The organism is Armatimonadota bacterium (assembly GCA_016789105.1).
GTDB lineage: Bacteria > Armatimonadota > Fimbriimonadia > Fimbriimonadales > Fimbriimonadaceae > UphvI-Ar2.
In genome coordinates this window covers 550055-567545 of the sequence record JAEURN010000008.1, presented here as the reverse complement: position 1 = coordinate 567545, position 17491 = coordinate 550055, and the positions used below count along the sequence as shown (strand labels likewise).

Sequence of the window (17491 nt, the reverse complement as noted above, 5' to 3'; positions counted from 1 at the left end):
AGCGCAGCGTAGATCCCCGGAAACCCGGTCCCATTTCACCGCACCCCGTAGGGCGTGCCACCCTACCCCCCCCCCCCCCCCCCCCCCCCCCCCCCCCCCCCCCCCCCCCGCCCCCCCGCCCCCCCGGCCCCGCCCCCCCCCCGCCCGGCGCGGGCGCGGCCCCGGTCTTTAGGCCTAGTTTGAGCATGAAATTGCGACATAGACAGTTTGAACAAAGCGAATGGAATCGTGGTATGGGCGTCCCTGCATAGGATGCCAACATGCAATCTGCCAAATCACTTTCCGTTCCGGTTTGCCGCGTCGCGGGCGATGGCCTCTTCGCAATGCACCACCCACTTGTCCCAAGTCCACAATCCCTCATCTGGACTCCGGTAGAACCCTTTCATCCCGATCTCTTCCAATTTGGCCCGATTTTTCTGGATGAACACGATTTGGCTTCTTGCCTTTGCCACCCCAGCAACTCCTCCTTGGTTTTCGCTCATGCAGGCAGACATCACCGCCAAGGTCAAAAGAGACGGCGACTTGATGCCCTCATCTGTTTCTGAGGCGCCGGCCCCGATTGACCACTGCCTCCCCTCGGGCGTGATGATCTCATGGGAAGCCAAGGCAACCCCGTTGTCGCCGATCAATACTTCGGTTTCCCGACCGACAGACCGGATGTGGGGGAGCACGACTTCTTTAAGCACCCTGGAATAGGCTTCTTTAGGCATCCCGTAGGCCTCTCTTTCAACCTGAGGTGTGAGTTCGTAGACGCAATCGCCATCGCCTCTGATGACGCAAGCAACCCCCCTTTTGGCGACCCAGTCCAGAGACGGGCGTGACCAGATATAGAGACCTGCAACGATGATGATGAGGCAGGCAGAACCATAAACCCATTTCCACCAAGTCTTTTGCGGATTAGTAGCAGTCTGAGCCAATTGAACAAGACTTCGCGAGATTTACTGTATTCCGCACAACCTTATCCTGCACGGGAGGGTTTGCCAACAAGCACCATTCATACTGATATTCGTAATAAGCGCAACCTGTGCTCAGATCTTTAGAACGGCAATATTGCCAATTCATTGGCGCTGGCTGCACATGCGCGCAGGCTGTTCGGTCATCGGTGCACTCGACGCACCAAAAGTCGCCAAGCCCAATCGTTGTGGCCATCATCAATTTTATTGCTGTCAGTTTCTTCATCACGATCTCCCTTTTAGATCAATGTTCTTCAAATTTCCACTAGGCTCTGATCTTGAGGTCACTCCGGGTTTGCCCACCAACCCGGTTTCAAGTGGTCTCCAATTCCGACCCTCAGTTTGACTTGGCCACTTAGGAAGACGCCAACCGCACGCTTGCGTGGATAGTCGTTCTTCAATTTGACTTCAGGGTCAGAACAGTTGTCTTCGATGAGCAGTATCCAATTTTCGCGATAGATATTCGATTCCTCGGCAATCCTTTCACGGCACTTTGGCAAAACCGCCTTCAGTTCCTCTTCGCTCATCCCGTCTTGGCCGCAGAAACACCTCACCCAGAAACTGACCCACAAATCCGGGTGCACACCGCATGGGGGTGGCCAAGTCTGATCGATCACGGCCATTGAGCGGGTTTGAAACTCTGGTAGACCCATTTCGGGAGAAGTCCCATACCGTCCGTCGCCTTCATAATCTGACCGGTAGAGGCTGAGGGCAACCCACTGGTTGCGAAGCCGCACCATGGTTGCCGTCACTTTGGCCGTGCGCTTGGCGGAAGACATGATCGGCACGGTGATTGCCATGAGAATCAGGATGACGCCGATCACAACAAGGATTTCGACGAGTGTCACTCCGCGGTTTCGACCGTGAATCATCATTTCAGGACTCCGTTGATTTCTTCTGAATCCTCAAAAACTTGAGTCACTTTCTGATCCCGGATCCCAAGAATCGTTGAGCCGTTAACGGGCAGATTCGGCTCGAGGTGAAAATCGGAATATGAAAGACAGGCATTGAGTTTGCACCAGTTACTTTCAAGGCCATTTTCAGGATTTACAACTAAGAATTTTCCATCAAGCTTGCGTGCCTTGGGGAAGCGAGCATAGGAACACGACTGGCAACTGGGCGGGAAAACAATGTTCAACTCACTGGAAGACTCAATTCCCTTTCGATTTAAGAGAGCCTGAGTCTTATCTGACAATCGTGCGCCAACAAGAAACGAGGATCATGGCAAAGAGTCTTCATGCACCCGCAAGAGCGCGAGGCCGATTGAACCCAAAGATAGCAACAAGCCTGAGCTGTAAATGAATATCGGCTTCACAAAGTCATTGTAACAATGATCTTGCCTTCACAAGGCCCCTCCCCCCCCTCTTTTGCAGCACTTGGGGGGGGAGTCTTTAGCCCTAGTTTGAACCTAAGTGGACCTTATGAAAAGGATTGCGGGATTTGCGGTTCCCGGGCGTTGGTTTCCACGATGGCCGACTGAACGCCCGGGCCGGGCTGGCGGAATCGTTTGCGGAACTTGACGAATGCCACCACGGCCATCACCAGAAAGATGGGGATTGCTATGGCATCATCCAACCATCCTAAGACGGGGATGACATCAGGGATCAAGTCGATGGGCGAGGCGCCGTAAAGGATTGCGACCAGGACATTGACGATCGCCATCCAAGGGATAGGGCTCTTCACCGGTGCAGGGGTATGGGCCATTGCTTGTTAGACGCCATTCGCTGCTTTGGGGTTGAAAGGCAATGGGACCCCACGGCGGATCACTGGGCCGATAGCTTGAAGAAGAGCTTTTTGCCGACCCGGAGGATTCGGCCGTCTAAATCGCTTGCCGGCCAGGCGGCACCCAGGTCAGCAATCTTGTCTCCGTCCAGTGAGACGGCCCCCGCCTGGATCAATTTCTTGGCCGCCCCTCGCGAATCTGCCCCGCCAGCCAGCATGACGAGCTCCACAGCCATAATTTCGCCGGAGACCGCCAAATCGGGGGCATCGGTCACCTGCTTCTTCTGGCTGAAGGTTTCGACGAAGAACCGCTCTGCCGACTCTGCATCTTCCACCGAATGGTAGAGAGCCACGATCTCTTTGCCGAGCCTGATTTTCGCGTCTCGCGGGTTCTTCCCCGGTTCAAGCATCGCCCGGACTTCATCCATGGGGACATCGGTGCAGAGTTCAAACCAATTTTCGATGAGGTTGTCGGGGATCGACATGGTTTTGCCGAACATGTCGTTGGGCGTATCGATGACGCTGACGTAATTGCCCAAGCTTTGCGACATTTTTTCTTTGCCATCTGTGCCGACGAGCAGTGGGCAAAGGATGACGGCTTGGGGTTCTTGCCCATATTGTTCCATCAGCGTTCTCCCAACCAGATTGTTGAATTTCTGGTCGTTGCCCCCCAGCTCGACATCCGATTCGATTTCGACCGAGTCCATGCCCTGGCACAGCGGGTACAAAATCTCGTGCATGGCAATCGGCTGGTGATTTTCCCACCTTTTGGTGAAATCGTCCCTCTCCATGATCCTCGCGACGGTGTAGCGTGAACACAGCCGGATGACATCTTCGAACCCCATCTTGCCGAGCCAATCTTTGTTGTAATAGATCACCGTTTTTTCGGGATCCAGAATTTTGTAGATTTGGCTGGAGACCGCTTCCACGTTGGCTTGCACTTCGTCGCGCGTGAGTTGCTTCCGGGTTTTGCTCTTTCCGCTGGGGTCTCCGATGAGGGCGGTGAAATCGCCGATGATGAGACAGGCCGTGTGGCCCAACTTTTGAAAGTCGCGGAGCTTCCGCAAGACGACGGCCCAACCCAACGTGACGTGGGCGGCCGTGGGATCCACTCCTAACTTGACCCGGAGGGGCTTCCCGCTGGCGAGCTTCCGCCGCAGGTCTTCCTCGCCGATAATTTCGGTAGTCCCCCGGCGTAGGAGTTCAATCTGCCCGTCGATGGTCATGCCGGGGTCGATTTTACCGCCGGGCTTGAACCTGGGCCGGGCTCACATGAACTGGAATTCGGGCGTGGAGCACATGAGTTTTGCGATGGCCCCACAGACCAGGTTCGCGTTCCGGGCGGTGACGGTTCCCCCAGATTCTTTGCGGGCGGCGGCAACCAGTCCTGCCTTTTTGTCGGTCGGCAACCGGCAATCGAACACGCTCAAAACGCGATCAGTCACGGCGGATGGGTCGCCGGTGCCAAAAATCTGGTCAGCGCGGAGCTGGGTGGCCCGGCTGTTGCGGATGAACAGTTCCTGTCCCCAGCTGATCCGTTCGACCATCGTCGAAGTGGATATCCAATCGGTGCCCGAGGGCCAACCGCTGACATCTGGCGGATACATGAGTTCCATTCCCATCACCGATGTCGATTGTTTGATGAGGACGGGTACCCCCAGGACGGCCCGGCGTTTGACCTCGTCGTCGCCGGCAGATTTGACGGCGTTGGCGATTCCGGCGCCGATGCCCAACTGCCGGGCCATGGGAATGCAGAAGTCGAACGGATTTTTGATGATGCTGCGCCGGGCACCCTCCGCAAGGAATTCGTCGGAGAGCATGATGGCTTTGAGGAGGGTCGGGATGTGCAGGTTCGCCTTGCGGAACGTTGCGGCGAACTTGTCAACCGTTGATTTTTCGGGAGTCGGAGAAACAAACCATTTCCACAGTTTTTCTGTAAGGTACGCGGCCGTGCGGGGGGCGGCAGCCAATATGCCGACGACGTCGTCGCCATTCCATTCCCCTTTGTTGCCGAGCACAGTTTTGAACCCGGTGTCGTGACTTTTTTGATCCAGGATGTAAATGCTTTGCGGTGGAGGGACCTGATTCCGGTTCAAAACGACGCGTTGACCCCGTTGAAACCCATAGGTCATGCCGGTGAACGCCCGGGCGGCTTCTTGGATGTCCTTTTCCGTGTAGTTCCCTTCGCCTAACGTGAAGAGCTCCATTACCTCCCGGGCGAAATTCTCGTTGGGTTTGCCGACGACGTTGTTTTGGTTGTCCAGCCAGTAGAGCATCGCCGGGTCTTGGCTGACCTCGATCAAGAGATCACGGAAATAGCCGAGCCCCTTGTCCCGGAATAGGTGCATCTGGTTGAGCATGGTTGGGCCGTTGCTGACCTTTTGCGCACTCGTCGCAAAATGGTCGTGCCAGAACAGGGCCATTTTGTAATTTAGCGGCCGGTTGGTGACCAGTTGCTCGGCATACCACACCGCTTGGGCCTGGCGGGGGTTGGCCACCACTTGGCCATCCTTGTTTTGCAGATACTCAACTCCCAGTTCGACCGATTCTTGGTGGTTGATTGATTCCAGGAGCCGATCCACGGCAGCTTCATATCCGCCACTGCCGTAGAAATCCACTTCCGCTTCACTGGCCCCGAGTCCAAATCTCCTCAGCAGGTGTTTAACTTTATCAATTTCTTGTGGTGACTGCATGGTGCTCCGGCTCCGTGGTTCTAGGCGGACGATCCACCCCGCCATAGCGGAATGACGCCGAATTCAGCCCTGGGTTTACATGAATTGAAACTCTGGTGTGCTGAAAAGCAGACGCGACGCTTTGGCCGCCGCCTGGGCCCCGGTGGCAAAATTGGCCACGCCTCCCCCCAAAGCCAGCTTTGCCGCCTGAACCATCTCCTCTCTCTTTGCCGCCGGGAGACTAGCATCGAAAACACTGAGCAGGTTGTCTACGACCTGGGTGGCGGTAGCGCCGTTCGGGGCGACGGCCGCAACTGTCGCCTGGGTCACGTTCCTGTTACTGGCGAACAGGGCGTCGCTCCACTTCATGCGTTCCACCATCGTGCTTGTGCTGATCCATTGGGTGCCACTCGGCCACCCGCTGACATCGGGTGGGGTGAGGATCTCCATCCCCATCGCGGCCGTGGAAGTCGCCGGGATCCGGGCAATCTGGAGCGCAAACCGGGTGCGCTGGAAGTCGGCGGTATCCACGCCTTTCACCTGATTAGCCATTTGGGCGCCAAGTCCGAGCTGGCGCATCGTGGGGATGCAGAAGTCGATCGGGTTCTTGATGATTTTGCGTTCGGCCCGGTCGCTGAAAGTCTCCTCGTCCAGCATGATGGAGCGGAGCAGCGATTTGATGTCCATCCCGCTGGCCAAGAATGCCGAGGCATGTTTGGCCACCACCGCCTTGTCTGGGTTCGGGTAGACGAACCAACTCCAAATCTTTTCCGCAATATATGTGGAAGTCCGGGGGAGTTGGCTGAGGATGCCGATTACGTCGTCTCCATTCCAAACCCCAGATTTTCCGAAGACCGACTTGGTGCCGTTGTCGTGGTTGGTGAAATCCAGGTAGTACTGGCTGAGTTGGTTGGGGACTTCTTTGCGGTTGGGCCGAGTGATGCCGTTCACGCTCACCCCATAACTCCAGCCGGTGAAGGCCCTGGCGGCTTCTTGGATGTCCTTTTCAGAGTAGTTGTCCACTCCGAGGGTGAACAGCTCCATCACTTCGCGGGCAAAGTTTTCGTTGGGTTTGCCTTTGATGTTTTCGATGTTGTCGAGCCAATAGAGCATGGCCGGCGACTTGCTGACGTTTTCCAACAGGTCGCCGAACTTGCCGGTTGCGCCCTGTTGCAATGTTTGCCAGTAGCGGTACATGGCTGGCCCATTGGAGACCTTTTCGGAGCTCGTTGCGAAATGGTCGTGCCAAAAAAGGGTCATTTTGGCTTGGAGGGGCCGGGTGGTGGTGAGCAGCCAGGCGTAGCAGGAGGTTTGGGCCAGGCGCGGGTTGGGGATCATCCGTCCATCCTGATCCTTCAGGAACTCATCGCCGAATTCGATCGGTTCTGGGATGGAAGGGTAATCCAGCAACCGGTCGACCGCTTTGCGCCAGCCCCCCTGACTGTAAAAATCGGTTTCGGCCTCGCTTGCCCCCAACCCGAACCGGCGGAGCAGGTGGGCGGTCCTTTCCTTGTCGCCTGTGATTGCCATGCCTGGCAGGACGCCTAACTCGAGGAGAGGTTCAATGAACCAAGACGAAAACCGGCCACCCTGACAGGGTGGCCGGTAACTTTCCCGATGAGTCTTTGCCCTTAGACTTCAGGCACGCTCATTGAATTGAACGTGGCTTCATTGACGAATTTGAACAGCGTGTTGCCATTGTAAGTCGCTTTGAGCGCGTAGCGCACTTGCTCACCGTTCTTCGTCTTGCGGATCATCTTAGTCTTGCGGATGTCGCCTTCCGGAACGTCAACGTGGGAACGGGTTTTCAGATCGTAGAATTGCATGTCTGCCTTCCAACCAAATCGAAATTGGGTTGCCTCCCTCTGGACGGTATCGGACTTTCGTTCGATTCACCCCAACCTCAACCTGAAGTGAGGGTAGTTTGAACTAGACTGAACCCAACGTGCAAGCCCCAAGCCGAATTTTCTGGTTAGAACGCGTAGAAAGCACGAAAAAGGGACAAAATGATGCTGAATAACCCCATGGAATCTATCGATGTTGCCGAATTCCGCCGCCGGATCCAAGATTCCGGCCTGCGACTGACCCAGCCCCGGCTCCGGATCCTGGATGCTTTGACCGCGATGGGGCGGCCAGTCGGCGCCTATGACCTGCATGCCGAAATGACGGCGGCTGGCCAAAAAGTCAACATCGTCAGCATTTACCGAACCCTTTCTGCCTTCCAAGAGCTCGGGATCATCCATTACATTCCCAGCCAGCAGGGGTACTTGGTCTGCACCTCCGACTGCAAAGACGACCTCCAGACGGAACACTTGGTTTGCGAGCAATGCGGCGACGTTTCGGAACTCCCGATCCCCGAGTGTGCCACCAAAGATTTGCGGCAACAGGCCGATTCGCAGGGATTTAGGCCGAAAAAGATCCGGGTCGAAGTCGGCGGCGTTTGCGGCAAATGCCAAGGGGCTTGAGCACTCGCCCAAGCCCCTTGACTCGTCAGCGGATCCGCCGGGTTTGCATGATGCGGGTCATCACGCCGTTTTCGTAGCGGTTTAGGACGATGGTGACCCTGTCGCCCCAGGTCACTTGATCCAACACCGACCGGACGTCGGACAGTTTGGAGATGGGTTCTCCGTTCAGTTCAATCAACAGGTCACCCGGTTTGGCCCCAATCCCATCGGCGAACCCACCGGGATCCACGCTGGTGATGACGAGCCCCGTGGCATCTTTGGGAAGGCTGAATTGGCTTCTCGACGTCTCGTCAAGCTCCCGGATGCCGATACCCAGCCTGACGGGGCCTTGGGGGAGTTGCGGGGTGGCAAAGCCATCTCCGTTGTTCTCTCCGCCGCCATTGCCAAAGGGGAACGGGTTCGCACCCTGCGGGAAGTTTTGGGCAACCGTCTGCTTTTCCGGCTCATCGAGTTTGAGTTGGGTTTCGCGGCGGGAGCCATCCCGGATGTAGGCCACCGTGACCGTGTCGCCCGGTGCGGCTTTGTATAGGTCGATCCGCAATCCCAGTTCGCTCCGGATTTCGGTGCCGTTGAATGCCACCACCACATCACCCTTCTTGATCCCGGCTTTTCCGGCGGCCGAAGTCCCGACGACATCATCGATCATGGCACCGCCACCTAGTTTGAGGTCTTTCTTTTCAAATGGTTTGAGATCGCGGATGAAGGCTCCGAGGACGCCGCGGTCGAATTTCCCGTTGGTAATCAGTTCGTCGGCAACGGCCCGGACGACGTTGCTGGGAATGGAGAAGCCGATGCCCGCGCTGGCCATGGTGGTCGAGACAATCGTGCTGTTCACGCCGATGACTTCGCCGTGGATGTTGAGGAGCGGGCCGCCGCTGTTGCCTGGGTTGATGGAGGCATCGGTTTGGATGAGGCCGGAATAACCGCGCGACACTTGGGCATTGGGGTCGTTGACCATGCTCCCCCGTCCCAATGCGCTGACATGGCCAATGGTGACAGTGTCGTCGAGGCCGAACGGCGAGCCGACGGCAATGGAGAATTCGCCGACGCGCACAGTATCGCTATCCGCCATCGGCAGGGCCACCAGGTCGGTGGCTGGAATTTTGACGACAGCCAGGTCGAGTTGGGCGTCGTTGCTGTGGGTGACCTTGCCTTTCATGGTCCGGCCGTCGGGCAGCAAGACTTGGACTTCGTCGGCATTGCCCACGACATGGTCGTTGGTGACGATCCAACCATCAGACCGGTAGATGAACCCCGATCCCGAGCCTTGCCCGTTGGAAATGCTGACCACACTACGGGCCGCTTCTTCCGAAATGCCCGCGAGGGTGTCATCAAGTTCGGCGAGCAGGGCCATGCCGTTCTTGGTCACTCCGGTTGGCTGGGCCCCGTTGCTGACCGGGGTTGAAAACTTGACCTTGCCGCCCAAGATCGACCACGGGGCCTTTGCCGAGTTGGCCGGGGATTGGGCAATGCCAAAGACGAGGGCACCGGCGGCCACCAGGGCTGCGAGGGCGATGACGAGGAACGGTTGTTTTGTCATGGGTCTTTCTCTGGAATGCTTGGAATCGCGTAACCGTTTCTAACCTTGTCTAGGCAATTGGCGTTCCAAGGGCCTAATCCAAGGCTGAAACAAAGGACTGCAATACAATTTCCGAGGCTTTGGGCGGTAGGTCGCCAACGATCGAATAAGCGATATCGGACCGGGAATCCACCAGGGTCGCGGGGATTTCCGCCATGCTCTTGTTGGCCCCATAGCCATAGCGCCATTCATAGATGTGGGCCGTGGCGAGCCCATCGGTGATGCGAACGACAAGGAACGGCTGCTCTTCGCGTCCCACCAATTGCTTGGCAAACACCGCGAAGCCAAACGGGATTTTCTCGGGGATACGGGGGGTGAATTTCAGAACCCCGGCCGCAAACTTCATGTCCGTGATGTCCTTTGGCCCCCATCCTTCGGCAATGGCGGCATTGGCTGGCGCACCCAAGGAGAGGTCGACGTCTCCGGCCGGCATCTCACGCAATTGGATTGCCTGCAACCGGAAAATCGTGTCGCCCCCGGCCGTGTGCCTGTCTTCTAAGACGACAGGGAGCCGGCTATCGATGAGGAACCGGCGGATTCCCAATTCTTGGTGTTTGGCCGTCGCGACGACGATGTTCGCCTCGCGTCCAATCCTCGTGGTGCGGCCCGCATCCTTAACGCTGTAGTTTTTGGCGGTCAACTTGAGGAGCGATTCGGCATCTGGCCAAAAACTCTGGAAGGATTTTCGCAGCCTCAGCAGGTTTTTGTCGGGAAAGTATTGACGGATCTGCCTGCCATCATCAAAGTAGGCCACCCCTTGCATGGTGCTGGGGTGGATCCAGGTGACTTTGGCCCCCTTCCCTTTCACCGTCTCGATTTGCACGGTCGCCGGCTCGTCGGACCAACTGTCCATGCGCATCGTGATTTCGCCGTTGAACAGAAAATCGTCATGCACGACCGGGAGCAACAACCGGAGCGGGTCGGAGGCGGGTTCGGCCCGAGGCTGGGCCGGAGCAACGGCCAGCCCCAACCAAGTGAAAAGGAAAATTGGGTTCACGGTGCGTTATTCGGAGGCGTTGACCAAGATTGCCGGGCGGATCGCCGGCCCTTCTCCTTGATCGACGCCGGCAACAACTGGGCTGGCGCCGGCAACGGGGATTTGGCCCTGTTGGATGGCTTGGGACTGCCGCTGGGCTTCGACCCAACCCAAGACCGCGAACATCAGAAAGGCGATGGCGGCCGCCATTCCCAGCCCGGCGGCGACGCGGGTTTTTGAAACGGGAACCGGTGCCGAATCGGTAAAGACTTCAGATTGGATGCGGGAAAGCAGGTCCTCCGAGGGTTCCACCTGGGGCACACGGATGAGCGCCGCCTTGACGGCCCGAAGTTCTTCGAACTCAAGGGCGCACTCGGGGCACTGGGCCATATGATCCCGCAGGGCGATCATTTCTTCCCCGCCCAGCTCCCGGTCCAAATAGGCCGAAAGCAGCGATTTGCAACGGTAGCAACTGTTCAAAGCTGTGCCTCCCGGAACCCCTGAGCCGCCAAATGCTGCAGGTGTTCCTTAATTTGTTTCCTTCCGCGATGGATGCGCGAGCGGACGGTTCCAACCGAAGTCTCCATGACTTCTGCTATTTCTTCGTAACTCATGCCTTCGATATCGGCAAGGACGACGGCAGTCCTGAATTCTGGTGTCATGGCTTGCAGGGCGCGCTGCAGCGATTCCCCGAGGGTTTCATCAACCTTTGCGTCCCCGCGGGCCGCTTCAGAATCGAGGAGATCCCAAGTACCGCCACCTTCATTCGCCGGTTGGTCGATGCTGACGGTTTTCAACCGGCTCTGTCGCCTTACAGTGTCGATGTGGAGGTTGGTCATGATCCGGTAGAGCCATGCTGTGAAGGGCATGGATTCGTCATACCGGTAAAAATACCTGTAAGCCCGAATGTACGATTCCTGCAAAAGGTCTTCGGCTTCGGACCGGTTCGACGTGAACCGGTACGCCATCTGGAATGCCTGGTGGTAACTGTTCGCCATCAGCTTTTCAAAGAGGGGCCGGCGCTCTTCTGCACCTTTCCCAGTGGATTTGGCCCACGACACGATCACTCCAACAACTCCTTTACCCATGGCCTACTTCCGCAATCCTTGTTCCGGTTCCCTTAGTTGAATCAACATCGCCGCAAAAAGTGTATCGTATCCGATCTGACCGCTGGCGTAGCCCAAAATCTCCCTTGCAACGGCGGCGCACCGGATGGGGATTTCGGGCCTTTCGGGATAGTGCGATAGCCACCAACGGGCGGCAAGATCCAAAAAGTGGACTTGGGATTCCCGCAACCCGCCACCTGTGGTGGCCGCATGTTCGGCGGCGATGGCCTGCGCTTGTTCGCTGAACCAGATCGCCGCCCCGACTGGCGCCGTAGGCAGCAGAGTCAAGTTTTCCCAGTAGCGGGTGTGGAGTTCGGCGGTTTCGCGGATGGCGGCCAACTCCCCGGCATTCCGGGCCCAAGCGGATTCCATGGCGCCCTCCGGCGGCCCGTCTGGCCAGCTGTCTGCACCGCAAGGCACGCACAGGCACCGCGACCGGACGGTCGGGATGATCTTCGAGATTTCGGTAGTCGTGAGCACAACCCGCGCATGGTTGGGGAGCTCTTCCAAAGTTTTGAGGAAGGCGTTGGCCGCATCGCCATTCAGCCGGTCTGCCTGCTCAAACCAGATGACTTTGCACTTTGCTGTCAAAGGGCTGGTGCGGAAGAACACTTTGGCGGGGATCCACTTCGGAGGTTCCTTATCCGGTTCGGTGCGCTTAGTTTCCTCAATGGCCCGCAGCCGGATCTGCATCCCCTTGCCATCCGGGGAGATCCTTTGAAAATCGACACATCGGCCAATGCGGTCGGCCGATATCCCCGACCAATGGGTGGCAAGGCGGTAAGCCGAGGATTCCAACCCTTGGCGGTCGGGGCCATAAAGCAGGACGGCCTGGGGGTCGCATCCCCCACCCACAATTCGGTCGATCAACGTGCCCATCAAAACCGTTGGAATTGCTCCACATCCAAAACGAACATCACCGCCCCGCCAACCGGCACCTTTACGGGTGTGGGCAAAAATCCGCCCGGGGCACCAGAATCGAACGGCGCGACATTGACCATCTGCTCCCGCTGCTCGCAGTTGTCTTGGACGACGCGCATCAGCTCTGGCAGGCGATCCGGTTCGACCCCGATCAGCATGGTCGTGTTCCCCTCGCGCAAGAACCCCCCGCTCGACCCGATGACCGTGAACTTGAATCCAAGTTTGACCATCTCGTCGGTGACCCGGTTGCGATCCCGGTTGTGCACGACGCAAACCACCAGTTTCATCGCCTCAGTATAGTGCGGTTCACCCATCCACCCAAGAAACCCCGTCAGTAAAGCCGGGGGGATGCCGTTTTGGCGCAAAGATCCCTGCTGGAGCTGTCGATCCATTCCCGCATGGCAGGAACCGGCTCGCCCCGGTCGACCATTTCGCGGAAATCTGGCCCGCCTGCCAAAATGTCGATTGGCAACTTAACCGGCTCATATTCATATGGCGGTTCGAGCCATTCGAACTGGTCACCATACAATCTCCGGATCTCGCCGAGTGCCGCCATGGTGGTGAGGACGGGCCGGAACGACCCCTTTTCCGTCACGTGGATGAACGCGCCGCCGCAAATCTGCCCCTGGAATTTTTGGAAGGTCGGCTGAAAGTGGACGGGCCGGAACACAACGCCGGGCAAACCTAGCCGGTTCACAGCTTCGCAATACTCCCACGCATCGATGAATGGCGCGCCAAAGTACTCAAACGGACGGGTCGTCCCCCGCCCCTCGCTGAGTTTGGTCCCCTCCACCAGGCATTGCCCGGGATAGACGAGGGCGGTTTCTTGGCTCGGCATGTTGGGGCTGGGCATCCCCCAAGCTAAGCCGGTATCGCCAAAGGCCATCTCCCGCTCCCACCCTTGCATTGCCACCACCGAGATTTGGCAATCCGGGATGAACCGGTCGCGGAGGGAGAGGGCGACTTCGCCGACCGTCATGCCGTGCCGGACGGGCAACGGATAGAGCCCGACGAAACTTTTGTATTCGGGGTCAAACCCCGGGCCTTCGCGGAGGGTTCCACCAATCGGATTGGGCCGGTCGAGCACAGTGACCGGGATTCCGAGTGCGGCACACGCTTCCATGCAATGGGCCAATGTCCAAATGAACGTGTAGTACCGCGAACCGACATCTTGGACGTCGAAGACCAATTCTTCCACCCCTTCCAGCATCGCGGCGGTCGGCTTGCGGTGTTCGCCATAAAGCGAAAAGAAAGGCAAACCTGTCCTCGGGTCGGTGTACCCCTCCCATTCGACCATGTTGTCTTGGGTGTGTCCCCAAATGCCGTGTTGGGGGCCAAAACAGGCGGCGATTTTGAGCTTGCCCGCTTGGTGTTGCGGAACCAAATGGTCGAGGAGGTGGCGCAGGTCGCCGGCGATGCTGGCCTGGTGGCACACGACGCCGATGGATTTGCCGTGGAACCGGGAAAACCCATCGTAGATGCAGAGGTCGAGACCGGTGGCAACGCCGCTCATACCGTCACCGAAAGCAGGTCTTGGCTCCGTTGATCCAGCGCATTGGTGTCGGTGATTTCATACCGGTTGCCGTCCACATCAACGAGCATTAGGTAGGTCGGCGTCAGCCACTGGGCGTTTTCTTGCAGGCTTTGGGTCAAGAACTCCTTTTCGCCACGGTCGGTGAGCACGCGCCAATAGGTGGAGCCGAATTCGGTCTTGAGGGAGACGATTTTTTGGATGACCCCGTTCAGGTAGCGCCGCCGGAGTTCAGTTTGGGCTAATTCCCACACATCGGGGGGGAGTTCTTGTGCCGGCTCGGTGACCATGAAGATCTCGTGGCCGCGGCCATCCAAAAAGGCTAGGTAGCGGTTTGGATAGCTGAGCGGAGAAGCCCAGGCGAGCTTGACTTCAAGGTAACTCCGGTCTTCGGTGGTCATCCTCAACCGACCTTCGGGTTGGTAAAAAAGGTTCAAACGGTGCCCTCCATCATGGCCCAGCCTTGCTTTTCGACAAATCCTTGGGCCGCGTTGATCGAGAGCATGCGGGTGTTTGTCGAATCGTTGTGGGTGATCGCTTTTTGCACTCCCAGTTCCTTCATTTCTTTGACCGCCAGGTTTTTGAGGGCGGTGGCCAGCCCCCGCCGCCGGAATTCTGGCAGAGTCCCTGTGAATGTGACTGCGGCCTCATTCCAATTGTCAGGCTCAACTCTTTTGAACTGGTGGTGGGCCACCCACTGCCCCTGGTGCTCGACCAGGTAGCAGTACTGGCCGTCGCTGAGATCGGGGTCAAAGGCGTCGCGTTCGATTGTGGCCGCGTCGAATCCGCCAAAGAACTGGGTTCCCGGCTCATCGTTATCCATTGTCTGCAACATGGTCACGAACCGGCTGCGGTTTTCCGGGGTGTCGTCGATTTCGCTCCACCGAACCAACCGGAAGCCATCTGGGAGTTGGCTGGACTTCAAGAAAGCGCTGGAAACGTCCAAAATCCCTTCCCTCAGCGTCATGGCCAGATTGAAACCCGATTGAGCGAAAAATGTCGTGGCAAACGGGTGTTCTTCCCTGGCCATGGCCACAAGGCGCGCGCCCTCCACACGGCTAAGTTCCGCCCTGACCGCCGCAAGGAGCCGCGTGCCGATCCCTTGGCCTTGCCGGCGGCCATCCACGCCGATTGTGAGCAAATGGAGCCCTGGTTTCATGCTCGGGTTGTTGCGGGCATAGGCAAAACCCACGGTCTCCCCGCCGTCCTCGGCCGTGAGCCGGAGAACCGACCACTGGGGCGGGGTTGATTTGATCTTGTCCGCGTAGGATTCGGCGACGATCGGCTCCGGGTCGTACTGGTTGTGGATTTCGGCAATCCGCCGGGCGTCGCGGTCCGGTTCGGTTGGACGGATGGCAACCACTTCAGACCGTCCCGATTCCGATGATCTCGTTAACGGCACTCTGGGTTTGGACAAGGTCGTAGAACTTGCCTTTTTTATCCATGAGTTCTTCGTGCGTCCCTTCCTCAACGACTTGCCCCCGGTCGAGGACGAAGAGGCGGTCGGCATTGCGCAGGGTGCTGAGCCGGTGGGCGATGGCAAAGGTTGTGCGCCCTTTGATAAGGTTCAGGATGGCTTCTTGAATTTTTCGTTCGGTTTCGACATCCACGCTGGAGGTCGCCTCGTCCAGGATCAATATCCGCGGGTTGTGCAGGATGGCCCGGGCGATGGAGATCCGTTGCTTTTCTCCGCCGCTCAGCCGCGACCCTCTTTCTCCCACAACGGTGTCGTAACCGTCGCTTTTGCCCAGGATGAAATCGTGGGCATTGGCGGCTTTGGCCGCCTCCATCACTTCTTCCATGGAGGCATCGGCATTGCCGTATTTGATGTTGTCCGCAATCGTGCCCGCAAACAAGAACGGCTCTTGCAGGACGATCCCGATTTGGTTGCGGTAGTGGCGGAGGTCGAGTTCACGGTAATCCACGCCGTCGATGAGGATTTGACCTTGATCCGGTTCATAGAACCGGCTGACCAAATTGATCGTCGTCGACTTCCCGGCCCCGGAATGGCCGACAAGCCCAATCATTTCGCCGGCTTTGACGTTAAAACTGACCCCGTTAATGACGGGGTTGGATTTGTCGTACCCGAACCGGACATCTTTGAATTCGACGGCCCCGCTGATGGCCAACTCTTTGCCCCCTTCAAAGGCTGGCTCTTGCTTCATGTCCATGATCTCGAAGATGCGCTCAGCCCCGGCCATGGCGCGGCTAAACCAGTTGTTCACGCTGGCAAACCATTGCAGCGGGCCATAGACCATGCCCAGGTAAGCGTGGATCATATAGAACTGGCCAAAGGTGAGCTCCCCTTTGAACAGCATGGTGCCGCCCACCAGCCAATGGATGACAGTCCCCAGGCTCACGGCGAGCGTCATAACCCCAAAGGCGGTGTGCCAGGTTTGGTCGGCCCGGACATTGGCGTTCCGGAGTTCTTCGCTCCTGGTTTTAAATCTCTGGAACTCGTCGTCTTCTTTGGCGAACGCCTTGACGACCCTGATCCCCATCAGGCTCTCGTTGAGGTGCATGTGGACACGGGCCATTTTTTGGCTGGCCCGGAAGAAGAGGTTGGAGATCGGCTTCCAAACCTTGACGCTGATGAACCCGACAAGGGGGATCGGCGCCAGGATCATGAGCGCCAACATCGGTTTGATGGCAAAAATCACGGCCGCAACCGCACACAGCATGAATCCGTTGATGACCAAGAACGGCAAGCCATCGACGAGGAAGAACCACACCCGGTCGGTATCTTGCGTGACGCGGCTGGCGATGGCGCCGACCGGCTTCTTATCGAAATAGTTGAGCGTGAGGAATTCGATGGAGCGGTAGGTTTTGGTCCGCAAATCGCTGGCCAAGTGCGCGCCCAGCCACGTGTTGAGCCGTCCGCTGAGGACCTGTAGCCCGGCGAGGGCGACCAAAACCAGCGCCCACAAACCGACCATTTTCAAAAGGAACCCGGTGTCCCGTGTCCCGGCATTGAAATTGTCCAGGATTGTGCCCTGGATCTTGGGCGGGACCAAGGCCAACAGCGTGGAGCAAGTAGCAAAAAGGGCGAGTAAAACCCCTTTGGCTTTGTACGGTTTGAGGAATGCCCCGAGACGCAGGAGGGTCTTTCCTCGGTTGATGCAGCTGGGGCACACCCCATCCTTTTCGGGGAGGAGCTTGCCACACTTGGGGCAACGGATTTTTTCAACCAAGAGGTTGATTTCCAACTCACTTCCTTTGGCAAGCTGTTCGATACCCCGCGCGAGTTCGCCGAATTGGTTGGCGTGGGTCAACGAATAGGAGGCGGCGACCACGTCCTCGTGGTTTTTTGTTCTCAGGATCAGCCGCCCTCCGCTGACGAGCGAATCGTTTTTGGCACTTTCCAGATCAGAAACCGGGTAGGTGGCCAAAACAGCCCCATTGGGGTCGGAAACGGTGACCGCCTGTTTGGTCACCCGGACAATACGCTCCCCGTACCGCCCGTCCTCGGTGAGGTCGGCGGTTAGCTCCGCGAGCACTCCTTTCGGCTCGCGGACCGAATTATCCTGGTCAGCCGAAAGCATGAAACTCCACCCTACCCACCGGGG

19 protein-coding genes are annotated in these 17491 nt (G+C 57.8%); 1 reads left to right on the top strand and 18 read right to left on the bottom strand.

Annotated elements, in window-relative coordinates; genetic code table 11:
* Positions 1-275 precede the first annotated feature (275 nt).
* The 8 genes from JNM28_11300 to JNM28_11265 form a co-directional block, all read right to left on the bottom strand.
* Complete coding sequence (locus tag JNM28_11300; protein MBL8069026.1) at positions 276-917, bottom strand: hypothetical protein; 642 nt, start codon at positions 915-917, stop codon at positions 276-278.
* Positions 918-1237: 320 nt separating this feature from the next.
* Positions 1238-1801 (bottom strand): type II secretion system protein, encoded by a 564-nt coding sequence (locus tag JNM28_11295; protein MBL8069025.1) that lies wholly within the window; start codon positions 1799-1801, stop codon positions 1238-1240.
* Between the two features lie 23 nt (positions 1802-1824).
* On the bottom strand, positions 1825-2091 hold the full coding sequence (locus JNM28_11290) for a hypothetical protein (protein ID MBL8069024.1): 267 nt from the start codon (positions 2089-2091) through the stop codon (positions 1825-1827).
* Between the two features lie 281 nt (positions 2092-2372).
* The gene (locus tag JNM28_11285) at positions 2373-2636 is read right to left on the bottom strand and encodes a DUF1232 domain-containing protein (protein ID MBL8069023.1); all 264 of its coding nucleotides are present in this window, start codon (positions 2634-2636) and stop codon (positions 2373-2375) included.
* Positions 2637-2716: 80 nt separating this feature from the next.
* Positions 2717-3901 (bottom strand): tyrosine--tRNA ligase, encoded by a 1185-nt coding sequence (locus tag JNM28_11280; protein ID MBL8069022.1) that lies wholly within the window; start codon positions 3899-3901, stop codon positions 2717-2719.
* A gap of 42 nt (positions 3902-3943) precedes the next feature.
* Positions 3944-5413, bottom strand: a complete 1470-nt coding sequence (locus JNM28_11275) for a DUF1800 domain-containing protein (GenBank protein ID MBL8069021.1) — start codon at positions 5411-5413, stop codon at positions 3944-3946.
* Positions 5414-5443: 30 nt separating this feature from the next.
* Entirely contained in the window at positions 5444-6877 is a 1434-nt protein-coding gene (locus JNM28_11270) for a DUF1800 domain-containing protein (GenBank protein ID MBL8069020.1), read from the bottom strand.
* A gap of 101 nt (positions 6878-6978) precedes the next feature.
* Complete coding sequence (locus JNM28_11265; GenBank protein ID MBL8069019.1) at positions 6979-7173, bottom strand: hypothetical protein; 195 nt, start codon at positions 7171-7173, stop codon at positions 6979-6981.
* A 198-nt stretch (positions 7174-7371) separates the two neighbouring features.
* Between JNM28_11265 and JNM28_11260 the strand changes: the two genes are divergently transcribed.
* Positions 7372-7812, top strand: a complete 441-nt coding sequence (locus tag JNM28_11260) for a transcriptional repressor (protein ID MBL8069018.1) — start codon at positions 7372-7374, stop codon at positions 7810-7812.
* A gap of 25 nt (positions 7813-7837) precedes the next feature.
* On the opposite strand, the gene JNM28_11255 is transcribed toward JNM28_11260, so the two are convergent.
* The 10 genes from JNM28_11255 to JNM28_11210 form a co-directional block, all read right to left on the bottom strand.
* Positions 7838-9352, bottom strand: a complete 1515-nt coding sequence (locus JNM28_11255) for a trypsin-like peptidase domain-containing protein (GenBank protein MBL8069017.1) — start codon at positions 9350-9352, stop codon at positions 7838-7840.
* Between the two features lie 73 nt (positions 9353-9425).
* On the bottom strand, positions 9426-10388 hold the full coding sequence (locus JNM28_11250) for a hypothetical protein (GenBank protein ID MBL8069016.1): 963 nt from the start codon (positions 10386-10388) through the stop codon (positions 9426-9428).
* 6 nt (positions 10389-10394) lie between these two features.
* Entirely contained in the window at positions 10395-10847 is a 453-nt protein-coding gene (locus JNM28_11245; protein MBL8069015.1) for a zf-HC2 domain-containing protein, read from the bottom strand.
* The gene (locus JNM28_11240; protein ID MBL8069014.1) at positions 10844-11434 is read right to left on the bottom strand and encodes a sigma-70 family RNA polymerase sigma factor; all 591 of its coding nucleotides are present in this window, start codon (positions 11432-11434) and stop codon (positions 10844-10846) included. Before JNM28_11240 ends, JNM28_11245 begins: the two co-directional genes overlap by 4 nt.
* A 24-nt stretch (positions 11435-11458) precedes the next feature.
* Positions 11459-12352 carry a hypothetical protein gene (locus JNM28_11235; GenBank protein ID MBL8069013.1) on the bottom strand — a complete coding sequence of 298 codons (894 nt, stop codon included), beginning with the start codon at positions 12350-12352 and terminating at the stop codon, positions 11459-11461.
* Positions 12352-12681: a cyclic-di-AMP receptor gene (locus tag JNM28_11230; GenBank protein ID MBL8069012.1), complete on the bottom strand. Its 330-nt coding sequence runs from the start codon at positions 12679-12681 to the stop codon at positions 12352-12354. The genes JNM28_11235 and JNM28_11230 overlap by 1 nt, the downstream gene beginning before the upstream one ends.
* Positions 12682-12725: 44 nt before the next feature.
* On the bottom strand, positions 12726-13907 hold the full coding sequence (locus tag JNM28_11225; GenBank protein MBL8069011.1) for a DUF1343 domain-containing protein: 1182 nt from the start codon (positions 13905-13907) through the stop codon (positions 12726-12728).
* A complete protein-coding gene (locus JNM28_11220) occupies positions 13904-14326 on the bottom strand; it encodes a DUF1854 domain-containing protein (GenBank protein ID MBL8069010.1) in 423 nt (140 codons plus the stop codon). Before JNM28_11220 ends, JNM28_11225 begins: the two co-directional genes overlap by 4 nt.
* A 32-nt stretch (positions 14327-14358) precedes the next feature.
* Complete coding sequence (locus JNM28_11215) at positions 14359-15288, bottom strand: GNAT family N-acetyltransferase (GenBank protein MBL8069009.1); 930 nt, start codon at positions 15286-15288, stop codon at positions 14359-14361.
* Between the two features lies 1 nt (position 15289).
* Positions 15290-17467, bottom strand: coding sequence for an ATP-binding cassette domain-containing protein (locus JNM28_11210; GenBank protein ID MBL8069008.1), 2178 nt, complete (start codon positions 17465-17467; stop codon positions 15290-15292).
* Between the last annotated feature and the right edge of the window lie 24 nt (positions 17468-17491).

Excerpts from the sequence above, each read along its gene's own strand:
- JNM28_11280 (MBL8069022.1), bottom strand. The coding sequence starts at position 3,901 with ATGACCATCGACGGGCAGATTGAACTCCTACGCCGGGGGACTACCGAA.
- JNM28_11275 (MBL8069021.1), bottom strand. The coding sequence starts at position 5,413 with ATGGCGGGGTGGATCGTCCGCCTAGAACCACGGAGCCGGAGCACCATG.
- JNM28_11270 (MBL8069020.1), bottom strand. The coding sequence starts at position 6,877 with ATGGCAATCACAGGCGACAAGGAAAGGACCGCCCACCTGCTCCGCCGG.
- JNM28_11265 (MBL8069019.1), bottom strand. The coding sequence starts at position 7,173 with ATGCAATTCTACGATCTGAAAACCCGTTCCCACGTTGACGTTCCGGAA.
- JNM28_11260 (MBL8069018.1), top strand. The coding sequence starts at position 7,372 with ATGGAATCTATCGATGTTGCCGAATTCCGCCGCCGGATCCAAGATTCC.
- JNM28_11255 (MBL8069017.1), bottom strand. The coding sequence starts at position 9,352 with ATGACAAAACAACCGTTCCTCGTCATCGCCCTCGCAGCCCTGGTGGCC.
- JNM28_11235 (MBL8069013.1), bottom strand. The coding sequence starts at position 12,352 with ATGGGCACGTTGATCGACCGAATTGTGGGTGGGGGATGCGACCCCCAG.
- JNM28_11230 (MBL8069012.1), bottom strand. The coding sequence starts at position 12,681 with ATGAAACTGGTGGTTTGCGTCGTGCACAACCGGGATCGCAACCGGGTC.
- JNM28_11225 (MBL8069011.1), bottom strand. The coding sequence starts at position 13,907 with ATGAGCGGCGTTGCCACCGGTCTCGACCTCTGCATCTACGATGGGTTT.
- JNM28_11220 (MBL8069010.1), bottom strand. The coding sequence starts at position 14,326 with ATGACCACCGAAGACCGGAGTTACCTTGAAGTCAAGCTCGCCTGGGCT.
- JNM28_11210 (MBL8069008.1), bottom strand. The coding sequence starts at position 17,467 with ATGCTTTCGGCTGACCAGGATAATTCGGTCCGCGAGCCGAAAGGAGTG.